General features: G+C 69.7%; 26 protein-coding genes. 12 read left to right on the plus strand and 14 right to left on the minus strand.

The genetic code is table 11. The annotated features are described in order from the left end of the window. The first annotated feature begins 65 nt into the window (after positions 1-65). Positions 66-1,106, plus strand: coding sequence for a hypothetical protein (locus ABFJ78_RS30530; RefSeq protein ID WP_436390013.1), 1,041 nt, complete (start codon positions 66-68; stop codon positions 1,104-1,106). Positions 1,107-1,112: 6 nt separating this feature from the next. Here ABFJ78_RS30530 and ABFJ78_RS30535 read toward each other — a convergent pair whose 3' ends face one another. Genes ABFJ78_RS30535 through ABFJ78_RS30550 form a run of 4 tightly spaced genes read right to left on the minus strand, consistent with a single transcriptional unit; the run spans position 1,113 to position 5,024 of the window. Beyond that, a complete protein-coding gene (locus tag ABFJ78_RS30535) occupies positions 1,113-2,258 on the minus strand; it encodes an Mrp/NBP35 family ATP-binding protein (protein ID WP_436390014.1) in 1,146 nt (381 codons plus the stop codon). Positions 2,259-2,268: 10 nt separating this feature from the next. Then, complete coding sequence (locus ABFJ78_RS30540) at positions 2,269-2,769, minus strand: DUF1003 domain-containing protein (RefSeq protein WP_436390015.1); 501 nt, start codon at positions 2,767-2,769, stop codon at positions 2,269-2,271. Continuing rightward, the gene (locus ABFJ78_RS30545) at positions 2,762-4,039 is read right to left on the minus strand and encodes a magnesium transporter MgtE N-terminal domain-containing protein (RefSeq protein ID WP_436390016.1); all 1,278 of its coding nucleotides are present in this window, start codon (positions 4,037-4,039) and stop codon (positions 2,762-2,764) included. The genes ABFJ78_RS30540 and ABFJ78_RS30545 overlap by 8 nt, the downstream gene beginning before the upstream one ends. A gap of 10 nt (positions 4,040-4,049) precedes the next feature. Further along, the gene (locus ABFJ78_RS30550) at positions 4,050-5,024 is read right to left on the minus strand and encodes an aminoglycoside phosphotransferase family protein (RefSeq protein ID WP_436390017.1); all 975 of its coding nucleotides are present in this window, start codon (positions 5,022-5,024) and stop codon (positions 4,050-4,052) included. 92 nt (positions 5,025-5,116) lie between these two features. On the opposite strand from ABFJ78_RS30550, the gene ABFJ78_RS30555 reads away from it, so the two are divergent. Further along, positions 5,117-5,998, plus strand: a complete 882-nt coding sequence (locus ABFJ78_RS30555; RefSeq protein ID WP_436390018.1) for a slipin family protein — start codon at positions 5,117-5,119, stop codon at positions 5,996-5,998. Here ABFJ78_RS30555 and ABFJ78_RS30560 read toward each other — a convergent pair. After that, positions 5,995-6,555: a DUF4190 domain-containing protein gene (locus tag ABFJ78_RS30560; RefSeq protein ID WP_436390019.1), complete on the minus strand. Its 561-nt coding sequence runs from the start codon at positions 6,553-6,555 to the stop codon at positions 5,995-5,997. The genes ABFJ78_RS30555 and ABFJ78_RS30560 overlap by 4 nt on opposite strands. A gap of 42 nt (positions 6,556-6,597) precedes the next feature. Further along, positions 6,598-6,921 carry a DUF4190 domain-containing protein gene (locus ABFJ78_RS30565; protein WP_436390020.1) on the minus strand — a complete coding sequence of 108 codons (324 nt, stop codon included), beginning with the start codon at positions 6,919-6,921 and terminating at the stop codon, positions 6,598-6,600. A 132-nt stretch (positions 6,922-7,053) separates the two neighbouring features. Here ABFJ78_RS30565 and ABFJ78_RS30570 point away from each other — a divergent pair, with 132 nt between their 5' ends. The 6 genes from ABFJ78_RS30570 (at position 7,054) to ABFJ78_RS30595 (ending at position 13,503) form a co-directional block, all read left to right on the plus strand. Continuing rightward, positions 7,054-8,250, plus strand: a complete 1,197-nt coding sequence (locus ABFJ78_RS30570) for an acyl-CoA dehydrogenase family protein (protein ID WP_436390021.1) — start codon at positions 7,054-7,056, stop codon at positions 8,248-8,250. Positions 8,251-8,426: 176 nt separating this feature from the next. Next, positions 8,427-8,951 (plus strand): general stress protein, encoded by a 525-nt coding sequence (locus ABFJ78_RS30575; protein ID WP_372672246.1) that lies wholly within the window; start codon positions 8,427-8,429, stop codon positions 8,949-8,951. Between the two features lie 244 nt (positions 8,952-9,195). After that, positions 9,196-10,518: an ABC transporter substrate-binding protein gene (locus ABFJ78_RS30580; protein ID WP_436390022.1), complete on the plus strand. Its 1,323-nt coding sequence runs from the start codon at positions 9,196-9,198 to the stop codon at positions 10,516-10,518. Beyond that, positions 10,515-11,480, plus strand: coding sequence for a carbohydrate ABC transporter permease (locus ABFJ78_RS30585; protein ID WP_436390023.1), 966 nt, complete (start codon positions 10,515-10,517; stop codon positions 11,478-11,480). Before ABFJ78_RS30580 ends, ABFJ78_RS30585 begins: the two co-directional genes overlap by 4 nt. Then, complete coding sequence (locus tag ABFJ78_RS30590) at positions 11,480-12,319, plus strand: carbohydrate ABC transporter permease (protein ID WP_372672243.1); 840 nt, start codon at positions 11,480-11,482, stop codon at positions 12,317-12,319. Before ABFJ78_RS30585 ends, ABFJ78_RS30590 begins: the two co-directional genes overlap by 1 nt. A gap of 2 nt (positions 12,320-12,321) precedes the next feature. Next, positions 12,322-13,503: an ABC transporter ATP-binding protein gene (locus tag ABFJ78_RS30595; protein WP_436390024.1), complete on the plus strand. Its 1,182-nt coding sequence runs from the start codon at positions 12,322-12,324 to the stop codon at positions 13,501-13,503. A gap of 53 nt (positions 13,504-13,556) precedes the next feature. On the opposite strand, the gene ABFJ78_RS30600 is transcribed toward ABFJ78_RS30595, so the two are convergent. Both ABFJ78_RS30600 and ABFJ78_RS30605 read right to left on the minus strand, forming a co-directional pair. Further along, positions 13,557-14,126 (minus strand): dihydrofolate reductase family protein, encoded by a 570-nt coding sequence (locus ABFJ78_RS30600; protein WP_436390025.1) that lies wholly within the window; start codon positions 14,124-14,126, stop codon positions 13,557-13,559. A gap of 84 nt (positions 14,127-14,210) precedes the next feature. Beyond that, positions 14,211-15,074, minus strand: a complete 864-nt coding sequence (locus tag ABFJ78_RS30605; RefSeq protein WP_436390165.1) for a hypothetical protein — start codon at positions 15,072-15,074, stop codon at positions 14,211-14,213. Positions 15,075-15,360: 286 nt separating this feature from the next. On the opposite strand from ABFJ78_RS30605, the gene ABFJ78_RS30610 reads away from it, so the two are divergent. After that, positions 15,361-15,555 (plus strand): PspC domain-containing protein, encoded by a 195-nt coding sequence (locus tag ABFJ78_RS30610; RefSeq protein ID WP_372672240.1) that lies wholly within the window; start codon positions 15,361-15,363, stop codon positions 15,553-15,555. Here ABFJ78_RS30610 and ABFJ78_RS30615 read toward each other — a convergent pair. The 3 genes from ABFJ78_RS30615 to ABFJ78_RS30625 all read right to left on the minus strand — a co-directional run bounded on the left by ABFJ78_RS30615 (position 15,539) and on the right by ABFJ78_RS30625 (position 17,380). Next, entirely contained in the window at positions 15,539-15,787 is a 249-nt protein-coding gene (locus ABFJ78_RS30615; RefSeq protein WP_436390026.1) for a DUF397 domain-containing protein, read from the minus strand. The genes ABFJ78_RS30610 and ABFJ78_RS30615 overlap by 17 nt on opposite strands. An 8-nt stretch (positions 15,788-15,795) precedes the next feature. Beyond that, on the minus strand, positions 15,796-16,632 hold the full coding sequence (locus ABFJ78_RS30620) for a helix-turn-helix domain-containing protein (protein WP_436390027.1): 837 nt from the start codon (positions 16,630-16,632) through the stop codon (positions 15,796-15,798). A gap of 82 nt (positions 16,633-16,714) precedes the next feature. After that, positions 16,715-17,380 (minus strand): TetR/AcrR family transcriptional regulator, encoded by a 666-nt coding sequence (locus tag ABFJ78_RS30625; RefSeq protein WP_436390028.1) that lies wholly within the window; start codon positions 17,378-17,380, stop codon positions 16,715-16,717. Between the two features lie 120 nt (positions 17,381-17,500). On the opposite strand from ABFJ78_RS30625, the gene ABFJ78_RS30630 reads away from it, so the two are divergent. From ABFJ78_RS30630 to ABFJ78_RS30640, 3 genes are all read left to right on the plus strand, one after another. Then, entirely contained in the window at positions 17,501-19,000 is a 1,500-nt protein-coding gene (locus ABFJ78_RS30630) for an MFS transporter (protein WP_436390029.1), read from the plus strand. 66 nt (positions 19,001-19,066) lie between these two features. Continuing rightward, positions 19,067-19,561, plus strand: a complete 495-nt coding sequence (locus ABFJ78_RS30635; protein WP_436390030.1) for a SigE family RNA polymerase sigma factor — start codon at positions 19,067-19,069, stop codon at positions 19,559-19,561. Further along, on the plus strand, positions 19,561-20,310 hold the full coding sequence (locus ABFJ78_RS30640) for a hypothetical protein (RefSeq protein WP_436390031.1): 750 nt from the start codon (positions 19,561-19,563) through the stop codon (positions 20,308-20,310). Before ABFJ78_RS30635 ends, ABFJ78_RS30640 begins: the two co-directional genes overlap by 1 nt. Here ABFJ78_RS30640 and ABFJ78_RS30645 read toward each other — a convergent pair. The 3 genes from ABFJ78_RS30645 to corA form a co-directional block, all read right to left on the minus strand. After that, the gene (locus ABFJ78_RS30645) at positions 20,307-21,146 is read right to left on the minus strand and encodes a chromosome partitioning protein ParB (RefSeq protein ID WP_436390032.1); all 840 of its coding nucleotides are present in this window, start codon (positions 21,144-21,146) and stop codon (positions 20,307-20,309) included. The genes ABFJ78_RS30640 and ABFJ78_RS30645 overlap by 4 nt on opposite strands. After that, the gene (locus ABFJ78_RS30650; RefSeq protein ID WP_436390033.1) at positions 21,143-21,793 is read right to left on the minus strand and encodes a metallophosphoesterase family protein; all 651 of its coding nucleotides are present in this window, start codon (positions 21,791-21,793) and stop codon (positions 21,143-21,145) included. The genes ABFJ78_RS30645 and ABFJ78_RS30650 overlap by 4 nt, the downstream gene beginning before the upstream one ends. A gap of 172 nt (positions 21,794-21,965) precedes the next feature. Next, positions 21,966-23,048 carry a magnesium/cobalt transporter CorA gene (gene corA, locus ABFJ78_RS30655; protein ID WP_436390034.1) on the minus strand — a complete coding sequence of 361 codons (1,083 nt, stop codon included), beginning with the start codon at positions 23,046-23,048 and terminating at the stop codon, positions 21,966-21,968. Positions 23,049-23,306: the final 258 nt, after the last annotated feature.

The following is a 23,306-nucleotide window of genomic DNA, read 5'->3' on the forward strand; positions in this document are numbered from 1 at the left end:
CGGGGCCGGACCCCCGGAGAGGGCGGGGGCTGCTTTCTGCGCCCCGCCGACAACTTGGGGGGACGATGAAATTCAAATCGCTGGGCTGCGCACTGCTCGCGGCGGGCCTGCTGGCCTCAGGCCAAACCGCGACCGCCGCGGCGAAAACCGCCGCCTGTAGCTGGAAGCCCACCGCTCTCGGATCCGGCACCTCCGTCAGCGCTCAAGTCACCGCGACCGACGACAAGGGGAACTTCGCCGGCTGGGCGCTCCCCAACGACGACTTCGGCACCCTCCGCCGTGCCGCATCCTGGACCGGTGGTGCCTTCCGCGACCTCGGCACCGCCGGTACCGACGGCGCCGTCGTCACGGCGGAAAACCGGTCGGGCGCCGTCGCCGGGACCGCCAGTTACGCGATGTTCGGGACCGGCCTCTTCTTCGAGAAGGCCTTCAAGAGCTCCGGCGGCGCACTCGTGCAGCTGCCGCTGCCCGCCGGCTACACGCGCTCCGCCGCCGTCGGTATCACCGACTCCGGGGACGTCATCGGCGTGGTGCGCAAGCAGGACGGCTCGGGCCTCACCGCCGTCCGCTGGCCCGCCGACCGGCCGGACGCCGTGACACCGCTGACCGGCGTGCCGGCCGGAGTCGGCCTGGCCGCCGTCGACACCGACGGCTCGATCGCCTTCACCAACGGGGACCTCTGGCGCGACGGGACGCTGACCCACCTCGGCACCCTGCCGGGCCTCAAGTACGCCTGGCCCGACGCCATCAGCAACGGCCGCGTCGTCGGCTACGGCGTCTACAACGGCAAGAACGTCGGCGTCTACTGGGACCAGCAGCACGCCGCCCACATCCTGGCGAAGTCCAGCTACAACCTGTCCAACGGCAACCCGCGGTTCTCGATCAACTCCAGCGGCCTGATCACCGGCCGCCTGGACGAGGCGAACGGCGGTAACGACCTCGCGGGCACCGGCTACGGCGTCTGGGACCAGGGCACCTTCGTCGGCAAGTTCGGCGACCTCAAGGCCGACCTTCCCGTCGTCATCGGCGACGACGGCACCGTGGGCGGCTACCGCTACGACTCCGCCACGCGGCACTCCACCGCCTACGTCTGGCGCTGCTCCTAGGAACGCTCAGCGGCCGGCCGGGGTGACGTTCAGCATCATCCCGGCCAGGCCGCGCGCCTTGACCGTCAGCTTCTTCGCCGCTTCCTTCAGCACCACCGAAGCCGGCGCCTCCGGCTCGACCAGCACCAGCGGCTCGCCCGCGTCGCCCTGGGAGACCATCCGCGGGTCCATCGGGACCTGGCCCAGCAACGGCACCTCGGACCCGATCGACTTCGTCAGCGAGTCGGCCACCGTCTGGCCGCCGCCCGAGCCGAAGAGCTCCAGCCGGGAACCGTCCGCCTGCTCCAGCCACGACATGTTCTCGATGACCCCGGCCACCCGCTGACGCGTCTGCAGCGCGATCGCCCCCGCGCGCTCGGCCACCTCGGCCGCCGCCTGCTGGGGGGTGGTCACCACCAGGATCTCCGCGTTCGGGATCAGCTGGGCCACCGAAATCGCGATGTCGCCCGTGCCCGGCGGGAGGTCCAGCAGCAGGATGTCCAGGTCGCCCCAGAAGACGTCCGCCAAGAACTGCTGCAACGCCCGGTGCAGCATCGGCCCGCGCCACACCACCGGCGTGTTGCCCGGGGTGAACATGCCGATCGAGATCACCTTCACGCCGTGGGACTGCGGCGGCATGATCATCGTGTCGACCTTGGTCGGCTTCTCGCGCGCGCCCAGCATGCGGGGGATCGAGTGGCCGTAGATGTCCGCGTCCACGACGCCCACCGACAGCCCGCGCGCGGCCATCGCCGCCGCCAGGTTCACCGTGACCGACGACTTGCCCACGCCGCCCTTGCCCGACGCCACGCAGTACACCCGCGTCATCGAACCCGGCTGCGCGAACGGGATCACCGGCTCGGCCGCGTCGCCGCGCAGGGACTTCCGCAGCTCGGAGCGCTGCTCGTCGCTCATCACGTCCAGCTCGACCTTGACGTCCACGACGCCCGGGAGCTTCGAAACCGCGTCGCGGGTGTCGTTGGTCAGCGTCGCCTTCAGCGGGCAGCCGGCCACCGTCAGGTAGATCCCGACGGTGACGACGCCGTCGTCGCCGACGGCCACGTCCTTGACCATCCCCAGGTCCGTGATGGGTTTGCGGATCTCGGGATCTTGCACGCTCTTCAGCGCGCTGCGGACGTCCTCGACGCTGGGGAGCTGCTGCGTACTGGTCACCCCGTCCATGTTACGTACCGGTAGGAGTGCGCGGCTTCCTGGGCTTGACGTCCAGGTCCTCCCGCAGCCGGTCCAGCTCGCTGCGCAGGTAGTCGCGCGTCGCGACCTCGCCGATCGCCAGCCGCAGCGCCGCCAGCTCCCGGGCCAGGTACTCCGTGTCCGCCTTCGTCTGCGCGGCCCGGTTCCGGTCCTCCTCCAGGGAGACGCGGTCGCGGTCGTCCTGGCGGTTCTGCGCCAGCAGGATCAGCGGCGCCGCGTACGCCGCCTGCGTCGAAAACGCCAGGTTGAGCAGGATGAACGGGTACGGGTCCCACTGCAGGGAAACCGCCGTGATGTTCAGCACCACCCAGACGATCACGATCAGCGTCTGCCAGAACAGGTACTTCCCGGTGCCGAGGAACCGCGCCAGCCGTTCGGACAGCCGGCCGAAGGTGTCCGGGTCGATGTTCAGCCGGAACCGGGCCTGGCTGCGGGGCTGGTCGAGCCGCCGTCCCGAAGTCAGCTCAGGCACGGTCTTCCTCCAAGGTGTCGTGCAGTCCGGTTTCGCGCCAGTCCTCCGGCAGCAGGTGGTCGAGGACGTCGTCGACGGTCACCGCGCCGATCAGGTGGTCCTCGGTGTCGACGACCGGGCCGCAGGTCAGGTTGTAGGCCGCGAAGTACCGCGTGACCTCCGCCAGCGACGCGCCCGGTTTCAGCGGCGGCAGCCCGGTGTCGACGGCGCTGGCGACCAGCTCGGCCGGCGGCTCCCGCAGCAGCCGCTGGAAGTGGACGACGCCGACGTAGCGCCCGGTCGGCGTCGCCGTCGGCGGGCGGCAGACGAACACCATGCTGGCCAGCGCGGGCGGCAGCTCGGCGTTGCGGATGTGGGCCAGCGCCTCGGCGATCGTCGTGTCCGGGGTCAGCACCACCGGCTCCGGCGTCATCAGGCCGCCCGCGGTGTCCGACGAGTACTCCAGCAGCCGCCTGACCGGCGCGGACTCCTCCGGCTCCATCAGCTCCAGCAGCCGGCTCTGGTCGGCCGGGGCCAGCTCGGCCAACAGGTCGGCCGCGTCGTCGGGGTTCATCGCCTCGAGGACGTCGGCCGCGCGCTCCTCGGCCAGGTAGGCCAGCAGCTCCTTCTGGTCGTCGTCCGGCAGCTCCTCGATGACGTCGGCGAGGCGCTCGTCGTCCATCGCGTCGGCGACCTCGTGCCGCCGCTTGAGCGGCAGGTCGCGCACGGTCGCGGCGATGTCGGCCGGGCGCATCGTGTCGAACAGCATGAGCAGCTGGCCGGCCCCCTGCGGCTGCGCGCCGAGGTCGGCCAGGCCCAGCCCGGCCACCTCCGACCAGGGCAGCACCTGCATCGCCGCGCGCCGGCGGCCCAGCCCGACGCGCCGTTCGCGGATGGCCAGCTTGGCGAGCACCCAGTCGCGGGTGCGGGTCGGTTCCATGCCGGCGTCGACGACGGTGATCCGCGTGTCCGACCCGGCGAGCGTCGCGTGCGCGTCGAGCAGCTGGCCGAGCACCAGGACCTCGTTGGGGCGCTGGTTGAACTGGCGCATGTTGACCGAGCCGGTCGCGAGCGTCACCGCGCTCGGCTCGATCGCGGTGACCCGCAGCATCGGCACGAAGACCCGCCGCCGCGTGGCCAGCTCGACGACCAGGCCGAGGATCCGCGGCGGCTGGGCGTCGAGGCGCAGGCCGGCGACCAGGTCGCGGACCCGGCCGATGGACTCGCCGTCCGGCCCGAACACGGGCAACCCGGACAGCTGAGCTGCGAAAACCCTGTTGACCGCGGCCATGCCGCTGACACTATCGGCTGGCCGCCCAAGGAGCGATTTCCGCCACCCGACTTATTTCGGGGGTCCGGGTGGCGGAGCCCCCGGCCCGGGGCGAAGCCCCGGATGTCACTGTGACGAACGCCGGGTCGTCGCTTTCTTCGCCGGATTCGAGGTGCTCCTCGACCATCCAGATCCAGTTCTGCACGGCTCGCACGAGCGTCCACGCGCGCGCCTTCGCCGCGTCCAGTTCGTGCGAAGCGACGATCAGCGCGAACCGTTCGTCCAGTGTGGACTCGGTGAAGCGGTTCCAGAACAACGGGATCACGCCCCACTCGAGGTCGCCGGCCAGCGGCTTGGGGTCGATGACCAGCCACGGCTCGCGCGTGCCGGCCAGGACGTTCTGGAAGTGCAGGTCCTCGTTCACCAGCAGCTCGCCCGCCGACGGCCCCAGCTCGCGGCAGATCGCGACGGCGTCGTCGACCAGCCGCTTCTCGAACGGCTCGCCGAGCTCGGCCCAGCGGCGGGGGAGTTCCTCGGCCAGCGCCGCGGCTTCGGCGCGCAACCGCCGCCGCATCGACGTCGGAGCGGGGACGGCCAAGCGCCGCGCCAAGCCGCCGATGAGCGGGATCGCCGAGCGCAGCGGAAGGTCGTCGAGGGTGCGGCCGGCGTCGAGCCGTTCGAGCAGCAGGACGCCGTCGTCCGGCGCGGACTCCAGCAGCAGCACCGCGCCCCGGCCGGCCCAGGTGGACAGTGCGAGCGGCTCGTCGGCCGATTCTTCGTCGCGCCAGCCCAGTTTCAGCACCACCGGCGTGCCGTCGGGCAGCCGCGCGGGCTGGACCACGCCGACGTAGCCGTGCATCGCCTCGCCGTCGAACGTCAGGCCCCACTTCCGCGCGTACCCGGCGGCGAGGTCCGGCAGGGCCGCCAGCCACGGGACGGCGCCGGGGCCCAGCACCCGGGGCGCGCGAGCGGCGAACAGCGGCGGGACGCGGAGATCGTTCACCACCCCAGTCTGGCGGCCCGGTCCAGCGCATTTCGTCATGGTCGTCGCGGGCGTACGCTGGGTTTTCAGGGGAAAACGCAACCCCGGGAGCAGCCATGGTGGTGGAGATCCTCAGCGCCGTCGTCCTCGCGGGCGGGGTGTGGCTCGCGTCGAGCGTGCGCGTGGTGAAGCAGTACGAGCGCGGTTTGGTCTACCGGTTCGGCCGGGTGCGGTCGCGGGTCGCGGAGCCCGGGCTGATGGTGCTGGTGCCGTTCGCGGACCGCCTGCAGAAGGTCAACATGCAGATCGTGACCATGCCGGTGCCCGCCCAGGACGGCATCACCCGCGACAACGTCACGGTCCGGGTCGACGCGGTCGTCTACTTCAAGGTCATCGACCCGGTCGTCGCGGCGGTCAACGTCCAGGACTACCGGTCGGCGGTCGGCCAGGTCGCGCAGACGTCGCTGCGCTCGATCATCGGCAAGAGCGACCTCGACGACCTGCTCTCCAACCGCGAACGCCTCAACGAGGGTCTGGAGCTGATGATCGACAGCCCGGCGCTGGACTGGGGCATCCACATCGACCGCGTCGAGATCAAGGACGTCGCGCTGCCGGAGGCGATGAAGCGCTCGATGTCGCGGCAGGCCGAGGCGGAGCGGGAACGGCGCGCGCGCGTCATCTCCGCCGACGGTGAGCTGCAGGCGTCGCACAAGCTCGCGCAGGCCGCGGCGCGGATGGCCGACACCCCGTCGGCGCTGCAGCTGCGGCTGCTGGAGACGGTCGTGCAGGTGTCGTCGGAGAAGAACTCGACGCTGGTGCTGCCGTTCCCGGTCGAGCTGCTGCGGTTCCTGGACGCGCAGACGCCCAAGCCGGCGGCTCCGGCGGCGCAGGGGGCGCCGGAGCCGGAACTCGAGCTGACGGACACCAAGCCGGAGGCGAACGGCCACGCGACGCCGTCGCCGCGCAGCCCCGGCGACGCGGTGCTGCCGGCCGACTAGTCCAGCTGGCCGTTCGCGGCCAGGACGATCAGCGTCGTGAAGAAGCTGAACCAGAGCGCGATCACGACGTAGCCGATGATCACGGCGGCCGTGGCCATCCCGCGGCCGCCCGCTTCGCCGCGGTTGGTCTTGCTCAGCGCGACGTGGCCCATGATCAGCCCGGCGATCGCCGTGATGCCGGAGCAGAAGCCGAGGATCGAGCAGACCAGCGCGCCGATCGCCAGCGCGTTGTCCTGCCGCTGCGGCGGACCCGGCACGTACGGCGGCTGGACGTAGGGCGCCGGGCCGCCGTACGGCTGACCGTAGGCCGGCGGGGGCGGCTGGTAGATCGGTTGTCCCGGCGCCGCGTACGGCGTGCCGGGGATGTGCGCGGCCGGGGTCTCGAACGACCCGGGCGGCAGCTCGGGGGCGACCGGCTCCGGCGCCGGCGGCTCGGGGAGCGTGTTGTCGCTCGCCGGCGGGTCGTAGTTCTCCGGCGTGTAGGGCGCCGGATCCGCGGTGGGCGGCGGGTCGTAGGACACGGCCGGACGGTCGTTGTCCCCGGACGGGTCGGTCATGGCGGGTCCCCTCGATGCGTGCTGAGCCTCAATTTAGCCTCCTCAGCGGAGGAGCCCGTGCGCGACGCCGAGCCGGAAGAGCAGCACGAGCGCGACGACGTTCAGCACGATCCCGAGGTAGCCCACGGCGAACGCGGCGATCGCCATGCCCCGGCCGGTGGCTTCGCCGCGCTGGGCCCGGCGGTGGGCGACGTGGCCCAGGACGATGCCCGCGAACCCCGCCGGCAGGCACCCCGCGACGCCGGCGATCGAGCAGAGCAGCGCTCCGGCCGCGAGCCCCGGGCCCGGCTCGCCGGGGTCCGGCGGGGGAGTGCTCACCGGGGACCGCCTGCCGAAGGGGTCGTCCGGGTCGTACGGGTGGCTCAAGATCGGCTTCCTCCCCGCCGGACTCTACGGCGCGGAGCGTGAGCGCCCTCATAGCAGGGTTGGGGGATTCGGGTCATACTCACCGGTAACCCAGCGCCGGGAGCCGGCGTCGCAACCGGAAAGGGAGCCGTGATGGCCCGTCTCGCCCAGACCGCCGGCTTGACCGACGTGCAGTCGGAGATCCTCGCGACCGTCCGCTCGTTCGTGGACAAGGAGGTCATCCCGCACGCGCAGGAGCTCGAGCACTCCGACACCTACCCCGCGGACATCGTCGAGGGCATGAAGGAGATGGGCCTGTTCGGGATCACCATCCCGGAGGAGTACGGCGGGCTCGGCGAGTCGCTGCTGACCTACGCGCTCGTGGTCGAGGAGATCGCGCGGGGCTGGATGAGCGTGTCCGGCGTGATCAACACCCACTTCATCGTGGCGCACATGATCTCCCGCCACGGCACCGAAGCGCAGAAGCAGCACTTCCTGCCGCGGATGGCGACCGGCGAGGTGCGCGGCTCGTTCTCGATGTCGGAGCCGGACCTCGGGTCGGACGTCGCGGCGATCAAGACTCGCGCCCGTCGTGACGGTGACGGCTACGTCATCGACGGCTCGAAGATGTGGCTGACCAACGGCGGCTCGTCCAACCTGATCGCGCTGCTCGTCAAGACGGACGAGGGTGCCGAGAAGGCGCACCAGAACCTGACGACGTTCCTCGTGGAGAAGCCGGAGGGCTTCGGCGAGGTGGCGCCGGGCCTGACCATCCCGGGCAAGATCGACAAGATGGGCTACAAGGGCGTCGACACGACCGAAGCGGTCTTCGACGGCTACCGCATCGGAACCGACATGGTGCTCGGCGAGGCGCCGGGCAAGGGCTTCGCGTACATGATGGACGGTGTCGAGGTCGGCCGCGTGAACGTCGCGGCGCGGGCGTGCGGCATCGCGATCCGGGCGTTCGAGCTGGCGGTGGAGTACGCCCAGCAGCGCAAGACGTTCGGCAAGGCGATCGCGGAGCACCAGGCGGTGGCGTTCAAGCTGGCCGAGATGGCGACGAAGGTCGAGGCGGCGCACCTGATGATGGTGAACGCGGCCCGGCTCAAGGACTCCGGCGAGCGCAACGACGTCGAGGCGGGGATGGCGAAGCTGATCGCGTCGGAGTACTGCGCGGAGGTCACGCAGGACTCGTTCCGCATCCACGGCGGGTACGGGTACTCGAAGGAGTACGAGATCGAGCGGCTGATGCGCGAGGCGCCGTTCCTGCTGATCGGCGAGGGCACGAGCGAGATCCAGAAGACGATCATCTCCCGCGGTCTGCTGCGCGAGTACAAGTCCCGCGGCTGAGGTCGCCACTTTCGTCGAGAAAGATGCGTCCGGAGGCCCCGCGGACGTAACTTAATCAGGGAAAGTGCGAAGCGACTTGTCGACATGGTGGGGCGTCCGGCCTTTCGGGGTAAGCGGCTCGCACGGTCCGGGCGTTCTTGACAAGATGGACGCCCAGACCCACGAGTGCGCAGGTGATGATGGTGAGTAGTCCCTTCGGCGGGAGCCGGGCGCCCGGCAACCTGCCACGGCTGCCGACCCCGCCGACCGGCTGGCCGATCGGGTCGTACGCGACCTACGGCGAGGCGCAGCAGGCCGTCGACTTCCTCGCGGACAGCGAGTTCGCCGTCAGCGACGTCACGATCGTCGGGGTGGACCTGATGCTCGTCGAACGGGTCATCGGAAAGCTGTCCTGGGGCCGCGTGCTCGGCACCGGTGCCGTCTCCGGCGCCTGGTTCGGCCTCTTCGCCGGGCTGCTGCTCGGCCTGTTCGTCAACCAGGGCTTCGCGCTGCAGCTGCTGACCGGGCTCGTGCTCGGTGTCCTCTCCGGGCTGATGTTCGCCGCCATCGGGTACAGCATGTCCCGCGGGCGGCGGGACTTCTCCTCGGCGAGCCAGCTCGTCGCCGGCCGTTACGACGTCCTGTGCCAGCCGCGCACGGCCGAACAGGGCCGGGAGCTGCTCGCCAAGCTCGCCCTCAAACCACCCCCGGCGACGACCTGAAAAAAGCCGCCATTATCAGGGGAAAATCACAGTTCGAGCTGCAGTGGGCTGAATCGTTACCGATACTGCTTGCGGGGTGTGATCGCCCGGCATAAGTTGTCCGACACCAGTCGGGCGGCCTCGCCCAACCAGCGCGGCGGCCCGAGCACTAGCACGTCGGGGTGCTGGCGCGGTTTCGCCTCATCGCGTCGTGGTGCCCGCCGGGCACCGCGGTAACCGGCGTGCACGCGGGTGAGGAGGCCTGATGGGGAAGAGGATCGGCGCGGGCAAACGGGGACGCTCGCCCGGCCGCACCGCGGTCCTGCTGGGGGCAGGGGCTTTGGTGACCGGCATGCTGGCCGGTTGCGGATCGGGTGGCGGCCTGAAGATCAACGTCTACTACGCGCCCGAGGACAGCTTCCAGAAAGTCGTCGACAACTGCAACGCGGCGGCGAACGGGAAGTACGAGATCGTCTACAACAAACTGCAACGCGGCTCGGACGACCAGCGGCTGCAGATGGCCAGACGGCTCGCCGCGGGTGACACCGCGATGGACGTCCTGGGTCTCGACGTGACCTGGGTTTCGGAGTTCGCCGAAGCCGGCTGGATCGACGAGTGGAAGGACCAGAACAAGGCCGCGGCGTCGCAGGGCGTCCTGGCGGGGCCGCTGGAAACGGCGACCTACAACGGGAAGCTCTACGCGGCCCCGAAGAACACGAACATCCAGCTGCTCTGGTACGACGACCGGATCACCCCGATCCCGCCCAAGACGTGGGAGGAGATGATCCAGAAGTCCAAGGACCTGAAGGCGCAGGGCAAGCCGTACAGCATCGTCTTCACCGGCGCGCAGTACGAAGGACTCGTCGTCTTCTACAACACGCTGGTCGAGTCCATGGGCGGGCACATCCTGTCCGACGACGGCAAGTCCGTCGTGATGGACGAAGGCGCGGTGAAGGCGCTCGCGCTGCTGAAGCAGATCTCCGGGTCGGGGATCACCGACCCGTCGCTGACCAACTCGAAGGAGGACGACGTCCGGCAGACGTTCCAGCGCGGTGACGCCGCGTTCGAGCTGAACTGGCCGTTCGTCTACGCCTCCTACGCCAAGGACAAGCCGCAGGACGTCCAGCACATGAAGTGGGCCGTCTACCCCGAGGCGCAGGCCGGCACCCCGGCCAAGACCACGATCGGCGGGTACGACCTCGCGGTCAGCTCGTTGTCGGCCCACAAGCCCGAGGCGTACGAAGCGGCGCTGTGCCTGCGGAGCGCGGAGAACCAGAAGTTCTCGGCGATCAACGACGGTGTGCCGCCGACCATCGAATCGGTGTACCACAACGACACGCCGCTCGACCCGTCGAAGCCGGCGGGCGCCGACAACCCGAACATGGCGCTCAAGTACCCGATGCGCGACTCCATCCTGGACGCGCTGAAGGACGCCGCCGTGCGGCCGCTGACCCCGGCGTACCAGAACATGTCGACGGTGATGTCGAAAGTCCTGTCACCGCCGGCCGAAATCGATCCGAAGGCCACCGCGGACAAGCTGCGCGAGCAGCTCAACGACGCTCTCCAGTCGAAGGGAGTGATCCCGTGACCGTCCAGGACCCGACCACGGCGGGAGCCACTGCGGCACCGGAACCCGTGTCGCACAAGAAGAAGGGCAAGCCCGCCCTCTCCGAAGGGAAGAAGGCCGAGCGGCGGCTCGGGCTGTGGCTGTGCGCGCCCGCGTTCGTCGTGATGATCGCGGTCACCGGCTACCCGATCGTCTACTCGATCTGGCTGTCGCTGCAGCGGTACGACCTCAGGTTCCCGGCGCAGCAGCAGTTCGTCGGCTTCGACAACTACGCGGCCGTACTGTCCAATTCGTACTGGTGGACGGCGTTCGGCACCACGATGTTCCTGACCGTCGTGTCGGTGGCCATCGAGTTCGTGCTCGGCATGGCGCTGGCGCTGGTCATGCACCGGACGCTCGTCGGCCGCGGCCTGGTCCGCACGGTCGCCCTGATCCCGTACGGCATCGTCACGGTCGTCGCGGCGTTCTCGTGGTACTACGCGTGGACGCCGAAGACCGGCTACCTGGCGAACTGGCTGGCCGCGGACGCGGCGCCGCTGACCGACCAGTGGCCGTCGATGTTCATCATCATCGGCGCCGAGGTGTGGAAGACCACGCCGTTCATGGCGCTGCTGCTGATGGCCGGCCTCGCGCTGGTGCCGGACGACCTGCTCAAGGCCGCGGCGATGGACGGCGCGAGCGCGTGGCAGCGGTTCACGAAGGTGATGCTGCCGGTGATGAAGCCGGCGATCCTGGTGGCGCTGCTGTTCCGCACGCTCGACGCGTTCCGGATCTTCGACAACATCTACGTGCTCACCGGCGGCGCGCAGGACACCGGCTCGGTGTCCATGCAGACCTACGACAACCTGGTCAAGGGCCTCAACCTCGGGATCGGGTCGACGATGGCGGTGCTGATCTTCATCACCGTGGCGATCATCGCCTTCATCTTCATCAAGGTGTTCGGCACGGCCGCACCGGGTTCGGACGACGGGGGTAAGCGCTGATGGTGATGGGAACCGTCACGACGGGCCGCAAAGTCAGGTGGGGCCTGGTCGACATCCTCGTGCTGGTGTTCGCGCTGGTGCCGGTGCTCTGGGTCGTTTCGCTGTCGTTCAAGACCAAGGACACGCTGACCGACGGGTCGTTCATCCCGCAGTCGTGGACCTGGCAGAACTACGCGGACATCTTCCAGACGTCGGAGTTCCTGCTGGCGCTGGTGAACTCGATCGGCATCGCGATCATCTCGACGCTGATCGCGGTGGTGCTGGGCACGATGGCCGCGTACGCGATCGCGCGGCTGGAGTTCCCCGGCAAGCAGCTGCTCGTCGGGCTCTCGCTGCTGATCGCGATGTTCCCGCAGGTGTCGCTGGTGACGCCGCTGTTCAACATCGAGCGGAACCTGGGCCTGTTCGACACCTGGCCGGGCCTGATCCTGCCGTACATCACGTTCGCCCTGCCGCTGTCGATCTACACGCTGTCGGCGTTCTTCCGCGAAATCCCGTGGGAGCTGGAAAAGGCGGCGAAGATGGACGGCGCGACGCCGGCCCAGGCCTTCCGGCGGGTGATCGCGCCGCTGGCCGCGCCGGGCGTGTTCACCACCGCGATCCTGGTGTTCATCTTCTGCTGGAACGACTTCCTGTTCGCCATCTCGCTGACGTCGACCACGGCGTCGCGCACGGTGCCGGCGGCGCTGTCGTTCTTCACCGGGTCTTCACAGTTCGAGGACCCGACCGGGCAGGTGAGCGCGGCCGCGGTCGTGATCACCATCCCGATCATTGTGTTCGTGTTGTTCTTCCAGCGTCGCATCGTGGCGGGGCTGACCTCCGGTGCGGTGAAGGGGTAGTCATGGCTGAAATCGTCCTCGACAAGGTGTCGAAGAAGTACCCCGACGGCGCGCTCGCGGTGTCCGAAGTGGACATCACCATCGCCGACGGCGAGTTCATCATCCTCGTGGGCCCGTCCGGCTGCGGGAAGTCGACGACGCTGAACATGGTGGCGGGCCTGGAGGACATCTCCTCCGGCGAGCTGCGCATCGACGGCAAGCGCGTCAACGAGAAGGCCCCGAAGGACCGGGACATCGCGATGGTGTTCCAGTCCTACGCGCTCTACCCGCACATGAGCGTCCGGGAGAACATGGCGTTCCCGTTGCGGCTGGCGAAGGTCGACGACAAGACCGTCCGGGCGAAGGTCGAGGAGGCGGCGCAGATCCTCGACCTGACCCAGCACCTCGACCGCAAGCCGGCCAACCTCTCCGGTGGCCAGCGGCAGCGCGTCGCGATGGGCCGGGCGATCGTCCGCAGCCCCAAGGCGTTCCTGATGGACGAACCACTGTCCAACCTGGACGCCAAGCTGCGCGGCCAGATGCGCACGTCGGTGTCGAAGATCCAGAAGCAGCTCGGCACGACGACGCTGTACGTCACGCACGACCAGACCGAGGCCATGACGCTGGGCGACCGGGTCGTGGTGCTGCGCGGCGGGTACGTGCAGCAGATCGGCGCGCCGCAGTTCCTCTACGACAACCCGGCGAACCTGTTCGTGGCCGGGTTCATCGGCTCGCCGTCGATGAACTTCGTCCCGGCGACGCTGGAGAACAACGAGCTGCGCAGTGCCCTGGGCACGACGCCGCTGACGGACCGCGTCCGGCAGCTGGTCGAGAAGGCGAACGCCCCGCGTGAGCTGATCGTCGGCATCCGGCCGGAGCACTTCGAGGACGCGGCGCTGGTCGAGGCCGGCCAGAAGTCTGGCGGCGCCACGTTCACCGCGCACATCGACGTGCTGGAGTCGATGGGCTCGGAGAAGTTCGCCCACTTCACGCTGGAAGGCGACGTGGCGACGTCCGAGGAGCTGGCGGAGCTGGCCGCGGACAGCGGTTCGTCCGACGTCCCGGGCGCGGAGTCCCAGATCGTGGCCCGGCTGTCGGCGGAGTCGTCCGCGGCGGAGAACGCGGACCTCGAAGTCTGGTACGACGCGGACAAGATCAAGCTGTTCGACCCCGCGAACGGCAAGAACCTCACTTACGAGGACTGAGCACGAGTTCGTGAAGGCCACCTTGAGGAACGCAAGGTGGCCTTCACGGCGTTTCAGGGGTGCCGGGTCGGGCGGTAGACGAGTTCCTGGGTGCGGCCGTCGAGCGTCCGGGTCTCGAGGAGCTCGAGGTCGAAGTCCTCGACGCCCGCGAAGATCGGGTCGTCGCCGGACTTGCCGGTGAGCACCGGGAAGACCGTCACCTGGACGCGGTCGATCAGCCCGGCGGCCAGCAGCGCGCGGTTCAGCGCCAGGCTGCCGTGCGAGCGCAAAGGCACGTCGGACTCCTCCTTGAGGCGAGCCACTACGTCCACGGCGTCGCCGCTCACGACGGTCGCGTCGGGCCAGTCCAGCGGGCCGCGCAGCGTGCTCGAGACGACCGTGGCCGGCAGCACCCGCAGCCGGCGGACCCACGGGTCGAACGCTTCGTCGTCTCCGGCGAGCAGCTCGGTGTTGACCCGGAAGGTCCTGGCACCGAACACCATCCGCTGGTCTTCGCGGTACTGGTCGAGGCGGTGGGCGAGCAGTTCAGGGCCCTGCTTGCCCCAGTAACCGCCCCAGTCGCCGTGGTGACTGCCGAAGCCGTCGAGGCTGGCGAAGACGTCGAAGGTGTAGGTCGCGGTCATGGCGGACTCCGTTCCGGCTTGAGGTGTTCTCACCCCGGCAACGAACGGGCGCGACGCGATCCGACAGCCACCGCGAAAAAGCTCCTACGCCCGCGGGAGGAGCGGGAAGATCGCGGTCGCCGCGGTGCGGGCCTGGGCGCAGGTGCCGTCGCCCGCGGTGCCCGCCGTCTCCACGACACTGAGTTCCGCCAGTTCGCGACGGCCCGGCAGGCCCGGCGCCGGCTGCGTCGTGTCGACCAGGCAGAACGCGCCCGACAGCCGGACGACGGCCGGGCGGCCGCCGAGCGTCTCGGGCGGTGCCGACGGCTCGTCCGTCTGGACCGTCAGCTTGAAGCTCACCTTGCCGCGGATGCAGCTGTGCCCGGACAGTCCCGTCGCCGGCCGGCTGCCCGCGCCCGCGACCGCTTCGAGATCGGGTTTGTCCAGCAGCACGCACGGTGCCACCAGGCCCCACGAGCGGTCCGGGAACGTCAGCCGCCCGACCTTGTTCGAGGTGATCGCGGCCAGCGCCGAGCCGACCGCCGCGTCCGCGACGCCGCAGCGCGCGGCCTGGTCGTCGCCGGCGTCGGTGACAGACAGGTCGAGCCGGTTGCCGTCGGCGAAGGTGATCGCGCGGGTGCACGCGCTGCGGTCGTTGAACATCGACTGCTGCACCGCGACGCCGTCCGGCACCGGCCCGGGGTATTCGTAGGGCCGGATGTTCGGGTCGGAGTCGAAGGCCAGCGGCCCGACGAGGATCGTGCGCCCGCCGGCGTCGGCCCGGCAGGTCTCGAACGTCGGCGTCTCGACGGCACCGGGCGCCACGGCGGGCACGTCGAGCAGGCTGCAGTAGTCGACGGTCGCGTAGTCCCCGAGCGCGGCGGACGCGGTCAGCGGCGTCGGCCCCGAAGACGGTTCGGGAGCGGCCTGGGTGGTCGCGCACCCGGCGGCGAGCAAGGCGCCGAGCATCGCGACGACCAACGGTTTCGGACGCGGGTACACGGTGAGCCAGTATCACCGCATCGCACGGAAAATCCAGCCCTGACGGGGACATCTCTCAGTATTTTCCCAGCCTCGGACGGAGAAGGCGCAGGTCATCGGAGTACGGCCCGGTTTCCGGCGTTTCGCGCGGCCGTCCGAACGTTTTTCGCTTTTGCCGTCCCCTAAGGGAGCGATCCTTCGCGCGGGCGATGCGGAAGCGGGTACTCCGGTGGTGAAGTGGAGATATCGGAACTTCGAGGAAAGGGAAATGACGATGAGCGCACCGGTCACCCGACGGCTGTCCCGTCCCCGCTACGGCCGCATGATCGGCGGTGTGTGCGCGGGTCTCGCCCAGCGGTGGGGCATGAAGACGAGCACCGTGCGGCTGCTGGCCGTGCTGTCGTGCCTGCTGCCCGGGCCGCAGTTCGTGGCTTACCTGATCATGTGGGCGATCATTCCGTCGGAGTGACGGAGGTGAGGAAGCCGCGCCACGAAGAGGGGGCGACGGTGAGGTGCGGGCCGGAGGGATCCTTCGAGTCCCGCACCGCCACGGCCGGAGAAGTGCGGGAAGCGAAGGCGACTTCGACGCAAGCGGTGTTTTCGCCCTGGCTGTAGCTGCTCTTCCGCCATGCGAACGCCACCTCGACACAGGCTTGGTTCTCGTCGCCGCTGTAGCTGCTCTTGCGCCAAGCCAGTTCCACAGCTCACCTCATGCGCTCATCTCGTTGGCCAGCGCGAAAACGAGATCTCTCGACTCGCTTTCGCCGAGGGCCATCCTACTCAGCTTGCGGAACTGGCGGATGAGCTCGGCGACCTGGGTCTGCTTCACCAGCTGCAGGTGGCCGCCCGCGTGGTCCACGTAGCCGAGGTCGGTGATGGTGTCCTCCGGGAACCGGAGCACCGAGAAGGCGCCCCGCAGGCCCGGGTGCACTCCTGCCGCCGCCGAAACCACCTGCACCCGCACATTGTCGAGCTCGGAGAGCTCGACAATGTGCAGCATCTGCGCCACCAGGGCGCTGGGCTTCGCGATGCGGCGGCGGAGAGCCACCTCATCGATGATCGTGTGGAGCTGGAGCGGCTCTTCGGTGTGAAGCCGCTTCGCGCGGTGCATGCGTACGTTGAGGTTCCGGTTGCGCTCGCGAGTGCCGCTCTCGGCGAAGAAGGCCGCGGCGTAGTCCTCCGTCTGCAACAGGCCGGGCACCGTCGCGACCTCGAAGTTGCGGACCGAAACCGCCTCCGCCTCGAGCGCCGGGTAGCTGTTGACCGACACCCCCTCGATCCGGTTCTGGTTGGGCCGCTTCGCCTCCCGCGCGATGTCGACCACCCGCACGAGATCGTCCTCAGGTAACCGGTACAGCTCCGCCATCGCCCGCGCGTGCAGCGGATGGATCGCGCCCTGCCCCTTCTCCATCCGCGAGAGCGTGCTCTTGGAGATGTCCAAGTCGCCGCCCGCTTGCTCCAGCGTCAGGCCGGCCTTCTCCCGCCAGGCCTTCAGCTCCCGGCCCAGCTGCAGCCGCCGGATCGCCGGAACGCTGTAGTACGCCACCGCACCTCCCCGTCACCATGATCGCGCGGGGTGCAGTGTCCGGGCGGGAGGGCGGCGCCGGGATCCCGCGCCGATCACCCCATCAGGGGCGCCAGCAGGACATCGCGCGGTCGATCTCCTGCTCGTCGAGCGGCGGGCGGGGCAGCTGGGAGGGCTTGCCGGGCTCGGCGCGGAGTCCGTCGAGCAGCATGCCGAGGCTGCGGCGCCACAGGTCCGGGTCGACCGCGCACGTGAACTCCACGACCGAGCCGACCATCATGTGCACGAGCGCCATGTCGGACGGGGCGAAATCCGCCCGTAGCCCACCGGCGGCCTGCGCCCGCTCGACGAGCTGTGTGATCAACGGCACCATGCGGGCTTTTTCCTCGGCGACGTGCTCGTGGCCGAACTTGTTGGACAGCATGATCTCGCGCAGCCCGCGGTCGGCGGAGTGCATCTCGGCCGCTTTCCACGTGAAGTCGACGAACGCCTGCCAGGCGTCTTCCGCCTTCAGCGCTTCCGCGGCCAAATCGCCGATCTCTTCCATCCGCTCGGCGAACATGGCCTCGACCAGGTGTTCCTTGCTGGGAAACCGGCGGTAGACCGTGCCGACGCCGAGGCCGGCGTGGTGAGCGATGTCGTCCAGCGTGGCTTCGAGCCCACGTTGGCCGAACACTTCGCGGGCCGACGCGAGGATGCGACGGCGGTTGAGTTCAGCGTCACGTCGCAGCGGCCGCGCCGGTGCGGCGGGACCAGCGTCCCGTGCCATGCCGTCCAGTCTAACCCCTGAAGTAGAGGCGTCATCTCCGGTTCTTGTGTACCTTGGGTCGCGTAAGGGGAGATACCTACTCCACATAGCTTCCTGATCACTCCCAGTGAGGGGACACCCATGTCCGAATCCACTCTCGCCGTCGCGCCGCCGGGGGACGCGCGCGCCGCCGAGAACCCCCACCACAGCCGCAGATGGCTGATCCTGGTGATGATCGGCATCGCGCAGCTGATGGTCGTGCTGGACGCGACCGTCGTGAACATCGCGCTGCCGTCCGCGCAGGTCGACCTGGGCTTCTCCAACGACGCGCGGCAGTGGGTCGTCACGGCGTACGCGCTGGCGTTCGGCAGCCTGCTGCTGCTCGGCGGCCGCCTCGCCGACCTGTTCGGCCGCAAGAACGCGCTGCTCGTCGGCCTGGCCGGCTTCGCCGCGGTGTCCGCCCTCGGCGGCTTCGCGACCAACATCGAGATGCTGCTGATCGCGCGCGCGGCCCAGGGTGTCTTCGGCGCGCTGCTCGCGCCCGCCACGCTTTCGCTGCTGACCACGACGTTCACCGACCCGAAGGAACGCGGCCGCGCGTTCGGCGTGTTCGGCGCCATCGGCGGTGGCGGCGCGGCGGTCGGGCTGCTGCTCGGCGGCGTGCTCACCGAGTACCTCGACTGGCGCTGGTGCATGTTCGTGAACATCATCTTCGCGGTCGTCGCGTTCGTCGGCAGCTCGGTCCTGCTGCGCAACCAGCGGGACGCCGGCCCGCGCCCGAAGCTCGACCTGCCGGGCACGGTCACCGCGTCGGCCGGTCTGTTCGCGCTGGTCTACGGCTTCGCGAACGCGGAGTCGGACTCGTGGTCGTCGGCGTCGGTGTGGGGCTTCCTGGCCGGCGGTGTCGTGCTGCTGGGCGTGTTCGTGTGGCTGCAGCAGCGCGTGTCGCACCCGCTGCTCCCGCTGCGCGTCCTGCTGGACCGCAACCGCGGCGGCTCCTACCTGGCGATGTTCCTGCTGGCCATCGGCATGTTCGCGATCTTCCTGTTCCTGACGTTCTACGTGCAGCAGAACCTGCAGTTCACGCCGATCCAGAGCGGCCTCGGGTTCCTGCCCATGGTGGCGACGCTGATGCTGGCCGCGACGACGGCGACGGCCGTGCTGCTGCCGCGGTTCGGCCCGCGTCCGCTGGTCCCGACCGGCATGGCGATCGCCGCGGTGGGCCTGTTCTGGCTGAGCGGCATCGGCCTGGAGAGCACGTACGCGTCCGGCGTGCTCGGCCCGCTGCTGGTGATGGGCTTCGGCATCGGCCTGGCGATGGCACCGGCGATGAGCGTCGCGACGTTCGGCGTCGAGGCACACGACGCGGGCGTCGCGTCGGCGGCGGTCAACACGATGCAGCAGGTGGGCGGCTCGATCGGCACGGCGCTGCTGTCGACGCTGGCCGGCAACGCGGCGACGTCGTACCTCGCGGGCAAGGTCCCCACGCCGCAGCTGGCGGCCGAGGCGGCGATCGAGAGCTACACGACGGCATTCACCTGGGCGGCGGTGATCTTCGCGGCCGGCGCGCTGCTGAGCGGCCTGCTGCTGCGCCCGGGCGTCCCGAAGGGCGAAGCTGCCCCGGGCGCCATCCACATGTGAGATTCGCTTGAACCTTCCCGGCCCTCCGCGCACTAGTAAGACTGAAAGCGTGCGAAGGAGGGCCGGGTGGGGGCGTCGAGAGACTCCGATTTCAGCGAGTACTTCGCGGCGCGGGTACAGCGGTTCCGCCGGGTGGCGTTCGCCTTCTGCGGTGACTGGCACCAGGCCGAGGACCTGGTCCAGGCCATGTTCGTGCAGCTGTACCGGCGCTGGCGACGCGTCCGCCCGGACACGGTGGACGCGTACGCGCGCCGCATCCTGCTGAACCTGTTCCTCGCCGGGCGGCGCACGTCCGGCCGCGAATACGTGACCGCAGTTGTTCCGGAGACGGAGTCACCACCGGGCCGGGACACGCCCCTGCGCCTCGACGTGGAGCGCGCGCTGTCCGGCTTGACGCCCCGGCAGCGCGCGATGGTCGTGCTGCGGTTCCTCGAAGACCTTCCGGTGGCGGAGGTCGCTTCGCTGCTCGGCGTCGCCGAGGGCACGGTCAAGTCCCAGACGGCCCGCGGGGTCGAAGCCCTACGCGCGGCCCTGCCCGCGCCGACGCCGGAGGAGCGGTGATGGAAGACGTCCGATCCGCCTTGACGGCGTACGTGACCGAGGGCGAACCGCCTTTGGGTCTCAGCGGCGAAGCTGTTCTTTCGGCAGCGCGCCTTTCCCGCCGGCGGCACTTGCTGACGGGAGCGGCGGCTCTGGTCGTCGTGGTGCTCGCCTTGGGCTTGGCGGTGGTGGTGCTGCCGCACCGCGATCAGGTGGCCGGGCCGCCGTGCCCGACGGCGGTGAACACGCGGTCGGCGCTGGTCGACCGGCTGAGCTGCGTGGTGGGCAAGGCGGTGCGGTCACTCTTGCCTTCGGACGTTCGGATCACGCGGTTGACGATTCCGGGGGAGACCCCGCCATCGGATCCGTTCCGCCTGATCGCCGACCCGATGGGTGGCGCCCCGCGAGAAGCCCTGTTCCACCTGGGTGTCCGGGTGACGGATGCGTCGGGTTCGGGCTCGGTGTACGTGCTGATGTACCCGGCGCCGAATTCGGCGGTGCCCCGCTGCGGCCGCCCCGAAGTGGTCGAGATCAGCTGCGGGGTGGAGCAGCTCCCCGCCGGCGGCCTGATGCTGACCACGGACCGGACATCGGGCGCCTTGAGCTACCGCGCGGCGCTGTCGGCGCCTTGGGGGTACGTCGTGTTCTGGTCGAACAACAGCGGGGTGCTGGAGCAGAAGGACGTCCGGCTGCCGGAGCAACGCCCGGAGCCGGTGCTGACGGAGGCCCAGGTGCGGGAACTGGCGTTGACGCCGGGGTTGGCCTTCTAGGACCGGCGGGACCGGAGGGTTTCGATGACTTCGTCGTCCCAGCGGTGCGTGCGGATCAGCCGGTACCGCTCCGCCGCCACCCACATGTACGCCTCGGCGTCCGTCCGGTCCCCGATCAACCCCGCCTGCCGCAACATGCCCACCACCGGCACGAACTCCTCGTCGAACCACCGCTGGGCCACGCTCGCGCGGTCGCAGAACTTCCCTTCGTCCTGCATCAGCCGGAAGCCCCACGCCTCCACGTGCTCGCCCAGCTTCGCGTAGTCCCACGGGTCCGACACGATCACCGACGCCCGCGCGTGCCCCGTCAGCGGCACTCGCTCCAGGAACAGCCGGCGATAGTCCTTGACGATCAGGTCACCCCGGTGCCGGATGCCGCTCGGGTTCAGCTTGGTCCGGACCACCGTGACCGAAGCCTCTATTGTGGACAGTCCCTGCGCGATCGCCACCGACACGCGGTGGTGGCCGTCGATGATGAAGTGCAGCTCGCCCACCCGGTACACCTCGATCGGCGGGATCTCCTCGCCGCGGCGGGCCGCCAGGGCCAAGCGCTCCCAGCGCTCGCGCACCCGGGCCGAGGTCGGGCGGAAGTGGCGGTCGAAGTCGCGGCTGCGGTCGACCGTGCCCGCGATCGAGTCCAGTTTGATCACCCGCAGCCCGATGCGGTGCTCGCCCAGGTAGCCGAGCGCCTCCACCACCTCGTGGAACGGCAGCATGATGTTGACGTCGTCGGGCTCGCGACGCAGCCACGTCGAAAGCCGCGAGAGCACTTGGCCCCGACGCGCGCGGAGGAAGTCGTTCTCCGCGTCCGCGCGGGGAAACCCCGTCTCTTTCATGAGAACTCCATGATCCGGTGGCCCACCACGTTGCGGATCCGGGTTTCGCCGACGACCCGGTCCGGCACCGGCTCGCCGTGGGGGTGGATGTGCCCGTGCAGCAACCACTTCGGCCGCAGCACGTCGATCGTCCGGTGCAGGCACGCGAACCCGCGGTGCGGCGGGTCCGCCCGGTCGCCGAGGTCCAGCGGCGGCGAATGCGTCAGCAGGATGTCGACGTCACGGCCGTCGCGACGACGCCGCCACCGCGCGCGGCGCACCAGGCCGCGGGCCCGGCGCGCCTGCTGGCGCTGGGTCCACTGGTTCGGCCCGTCGTTGTAGCGGATCGAGCCGCCGAGCCCGGCGAACCGCAGGCCGGCGACGTCGACGACGCGGCCGTCGGCGTTGATGCCGCCCGCCGGGCCCGGCCACGCCGTCGGGAAACCGTCCTTCATGGACAGCCCGCCGTAGCGCGTGTAGCCGCTCAGGTCCGGGTCGTGGTTGCCGGGCACGAACACGCACGGCACGTCGAGCGCGCCGGCCAGGAACGCGAGGTAGTCGTACGGGAGGTCGCCGGCGCCGATGACGAGGTCGACGGAGACGGTGCGGACCGCGTCGGTCCACAACCGCTCGTCGACCTCGTCGGAGACGACCAGCGCTTTCGGCATGGCCCCAGGGTACGACCCGGGACCGTCATTTCATGCCGTGCGCGAACCCGGGGTCGGCGACGATGACGAAAGTGATGACGAAGATCCAGACGAGGCTGAGCGCGAGCGCCCAGAACTTGAGGTTGGACAGCATGCGAGGCATCACGAACACTCCAGTGGGGGAAGAGGGGACCTAGAGCCAGCCGTTCTTCCGGAATATTCGGTACAGCAACAGGCAGATCCCGAGGATGACCGTGATCACCAGCGGGTACCCGAACTTCCAGTGCAGCTCGGGCAGGTAGTCGAAGTTCATCCCGTAGATGCCCGCGATCATCGTCGGCACGGTGATGATCGCCGCCCACGACGTGATCTTGCGCATGTCGGTGTTCTGCTGCAGCGAGATCTTCGCGACCGTCGCGTCGACCAGGGTGGACAGCAGCTCGTCGAACGCCGCCACCCGCTCGGACACGGTCGTGAGGTGGTCGGCGACGTCGCGGAAGTACGAGCGGACCTCGTCCGGCACCAGCCGCGTGTAGCCCTCGGCCAGGCGCTGGACCGGCGTCGCGAGCGGCATCACCGCCCGGCGCAGCTCGAGGACCTCCCGCTTCATCAGGTAGATCTGCTCGGCGCTGATCTGCGAGCGCGGCGCGAAGACCTGCGCTTCCATGACGTCGATGTCGTTTTCGATCCGGCCCGTGACGTCGAGGTAGTGGTCGACGACGTGGTCGGCGATCGCGTGCACGACCGCGGCCGGCCCCAGCTGCAGGCGCTCGGGGTCGTCGTCCAGCTCGCGGCGCAGGCGCGCCAGGCCCGAGTGGTTCCCGTGGCGGACGGTGATCACGAAGTCCCGGCCGAGGAACACCATGAGCTCACCGGTCTCGACGATCTCGTTCGCCGTGGTGGGTGATTCGTGTTCGACGTACCGGACGGTCTTCACCACGAGGAACAGCGTGTCGTCGTAGCGCTCCAGCTTCGGCCGCTGGTGCGCTTCGAGCGCGTCCTCGACCGCCAGCTCGTGCAGCCCGAACGTCTCCGCGATGCCCTGGATCTGGTTGGAGTCGGGCTCGTGCAGCCCGATCCAGACGAACCCCTCGTGCCGCTTCCGGACCTCTTTGATCGCTTCGGTGTGCGTCCAGCGGCCGGGCAGGCGCTCGCCCGCGACGTACACCGCGCAGTCCACGACGTACGCGGACAGCGGCACCGGGACCGGCCGGACGGGAGCGGCGCCCTTGTTGCCGCGGCCGCGCAGGCCGCCGAGCGAGGGAATGGCAGGCATGGGATCTCCTGGGCGTCGTGCGTTGGTCGTGCGAGACGACTGACCAGGGGCGGAACGCGTCCGCCCGGCGACACCAGCGTTCCCGGGAAGAGAGAAGGCCTACCTGGAGACGACCCGTGAGGTGGGAACGCTGGGACTACTAGGGAGCGGACTATCGCCACTACTCATCGGGGTTCCTCACCTCCTTCGGGCCGGGTGCACCGCAGTTGAGAGTGCAGAGTGGTGGGGCTCGCGTTGACGCGCGAGAACCAATGGTTG

The sequence above is a fragment of the Amycolatopsis sp. MEPSY49 genome, from assembly GCF_051337345.1.
GTDB lineage: Bacteria > Actinomycetota > Actinomycetes > Mycobacteriales > Pseudonocardiaceae > Amycolatopsis.

Bases quoted from the DNA above. Each gene is read 5' to 3' on its own strand.
- ABFJ78_RS30530 (WP_436390013.1), top strand. From the start codon at position 66: ATGAAATTCAAATCGCTGGGCTGCGCACTGCTCGCGGCGGGCCTGCTG.
- ABFJ78_RS30545 (WP_436390016.1), bottom strand. From the start codon at position 4,039: ATGGCCGCGGTCAACAGGGTTTTCGCAGCTCAGCTGTCCGGGTTGCCC.
- ABFJ78_RS30555 (WP_436390018.1), top strand. From the start codon at position 5,117: ATGGTGGTGGAGATCCTCAGCGCCGTCGTCCTCGCGGGCGGGGTGTGG.
- ABFJ78_RS30560 (WP_436390019.1), bottom strand. From the start codon at position 6,555: ATGACCGACCCGTCCGGGGACAACGACCGTCCGGCCGTGTCCTACGAC.
- ABFJ78_RS30570 (WP_436390021.1), top strand. From the start codon at position 7,054: ATGGCCCGTCTCGCCCAGACCGCCGGCTTGACCGACGTGCAGTCGGAG.
- ABFJ78_RS30575 (WP_372672246.1), top strand. From the start codon at position 8,427: ATGATGGTGAGTAGTCCCTTCGGCGGGAGCCGGGCGCCCGGCAACCTG.
- ABFJ78_RS30580 (WP_436390022.1), top strand. From the start codon at position 9,196: ATGGGGAAGAGGATCGGCGCGGGCAAACGGGGACGCTCGCCCGGCCGC.
- ABFJ78_RS30590 (WP_372672243.1), top strand. From the start codon at position 11,480: ATGGTGATGGGAACCGTCACGACGGGCCGCAAAGTCAGGTGGGGCCTG.
- ABFJ78_RS30595 (WP_436390024.1), top strand. From the start codon at position 12,322: ATGGCTGAAATCGTCCTCGACAAGGTGTCGAAGAAGTACCCCGACGGC.
- ABFJ78_RS30600 (WP_436390025.1), bottom strand. From the start codon at position 14,126: ATGACCGCGACCTACACCTTCGACGTCTTCGCCAGCCTCGACGGCTTC.
- ABFJ78_RS30605 (WP_436390165.1), bottom strand. From the start codon at position 15,074: ATGCTCGGCGCCTTGCTCGCCGCCGGGTGCGCGACCACCCAGGCCGCT.
- ABFJ78_RS30610 (WP_372672240.1), top strand. From the start codon at position 15,361: ATGAGCGCACCGGTCACCCGACGGCTGTCCCGTCCCCGCTACGGCCGC.
- ABFJ78_RS30625 (WP_436390028.1), bottom strand. From the start codon at position 17,380: ATGGCACGGGACGCTGGTCCCGCCGCACCGGCGCGGCCGCTGCGACGT.
- ABFJ78_RS30630 (WP_436390029.1), top strand. From the start codon at position 17,501: ATGTCCGAATCCACTCTCGCCGTCGCGCCGCCGGGGGACGCGCGCGCC.
- ABFJ78_RS30640 (WP_436390031.1), top strand. From the start codon at position 19,561: ATGGAAGACGTCCGATCCGCCTTGACGGCGTACGTGACCGAGGGCGAA.
- ABFJ78_RS30645 (WP_436390032.1), bottom strand. From the start codon at position 21,146: ATGAAAGAGACGGGGTTTCCCCGCGCGGACGCGGAGAACGACTTCCTC.
- ABFJ78_RS30650 (WP_436390033.1), bottom strand. From the start codon at position 21,793: ATGCCGAAAGCGCTGGTCGTCTCCGACGAGGTCGACGAGCGGTTGTGG.
- corA (WP_436390034.1), bottom strand. From the start codon at position 23,048: ATGCCTGCCATTCCCTCGCTCGGCGGCCTGCGCGGCCGCGGCAACAAG.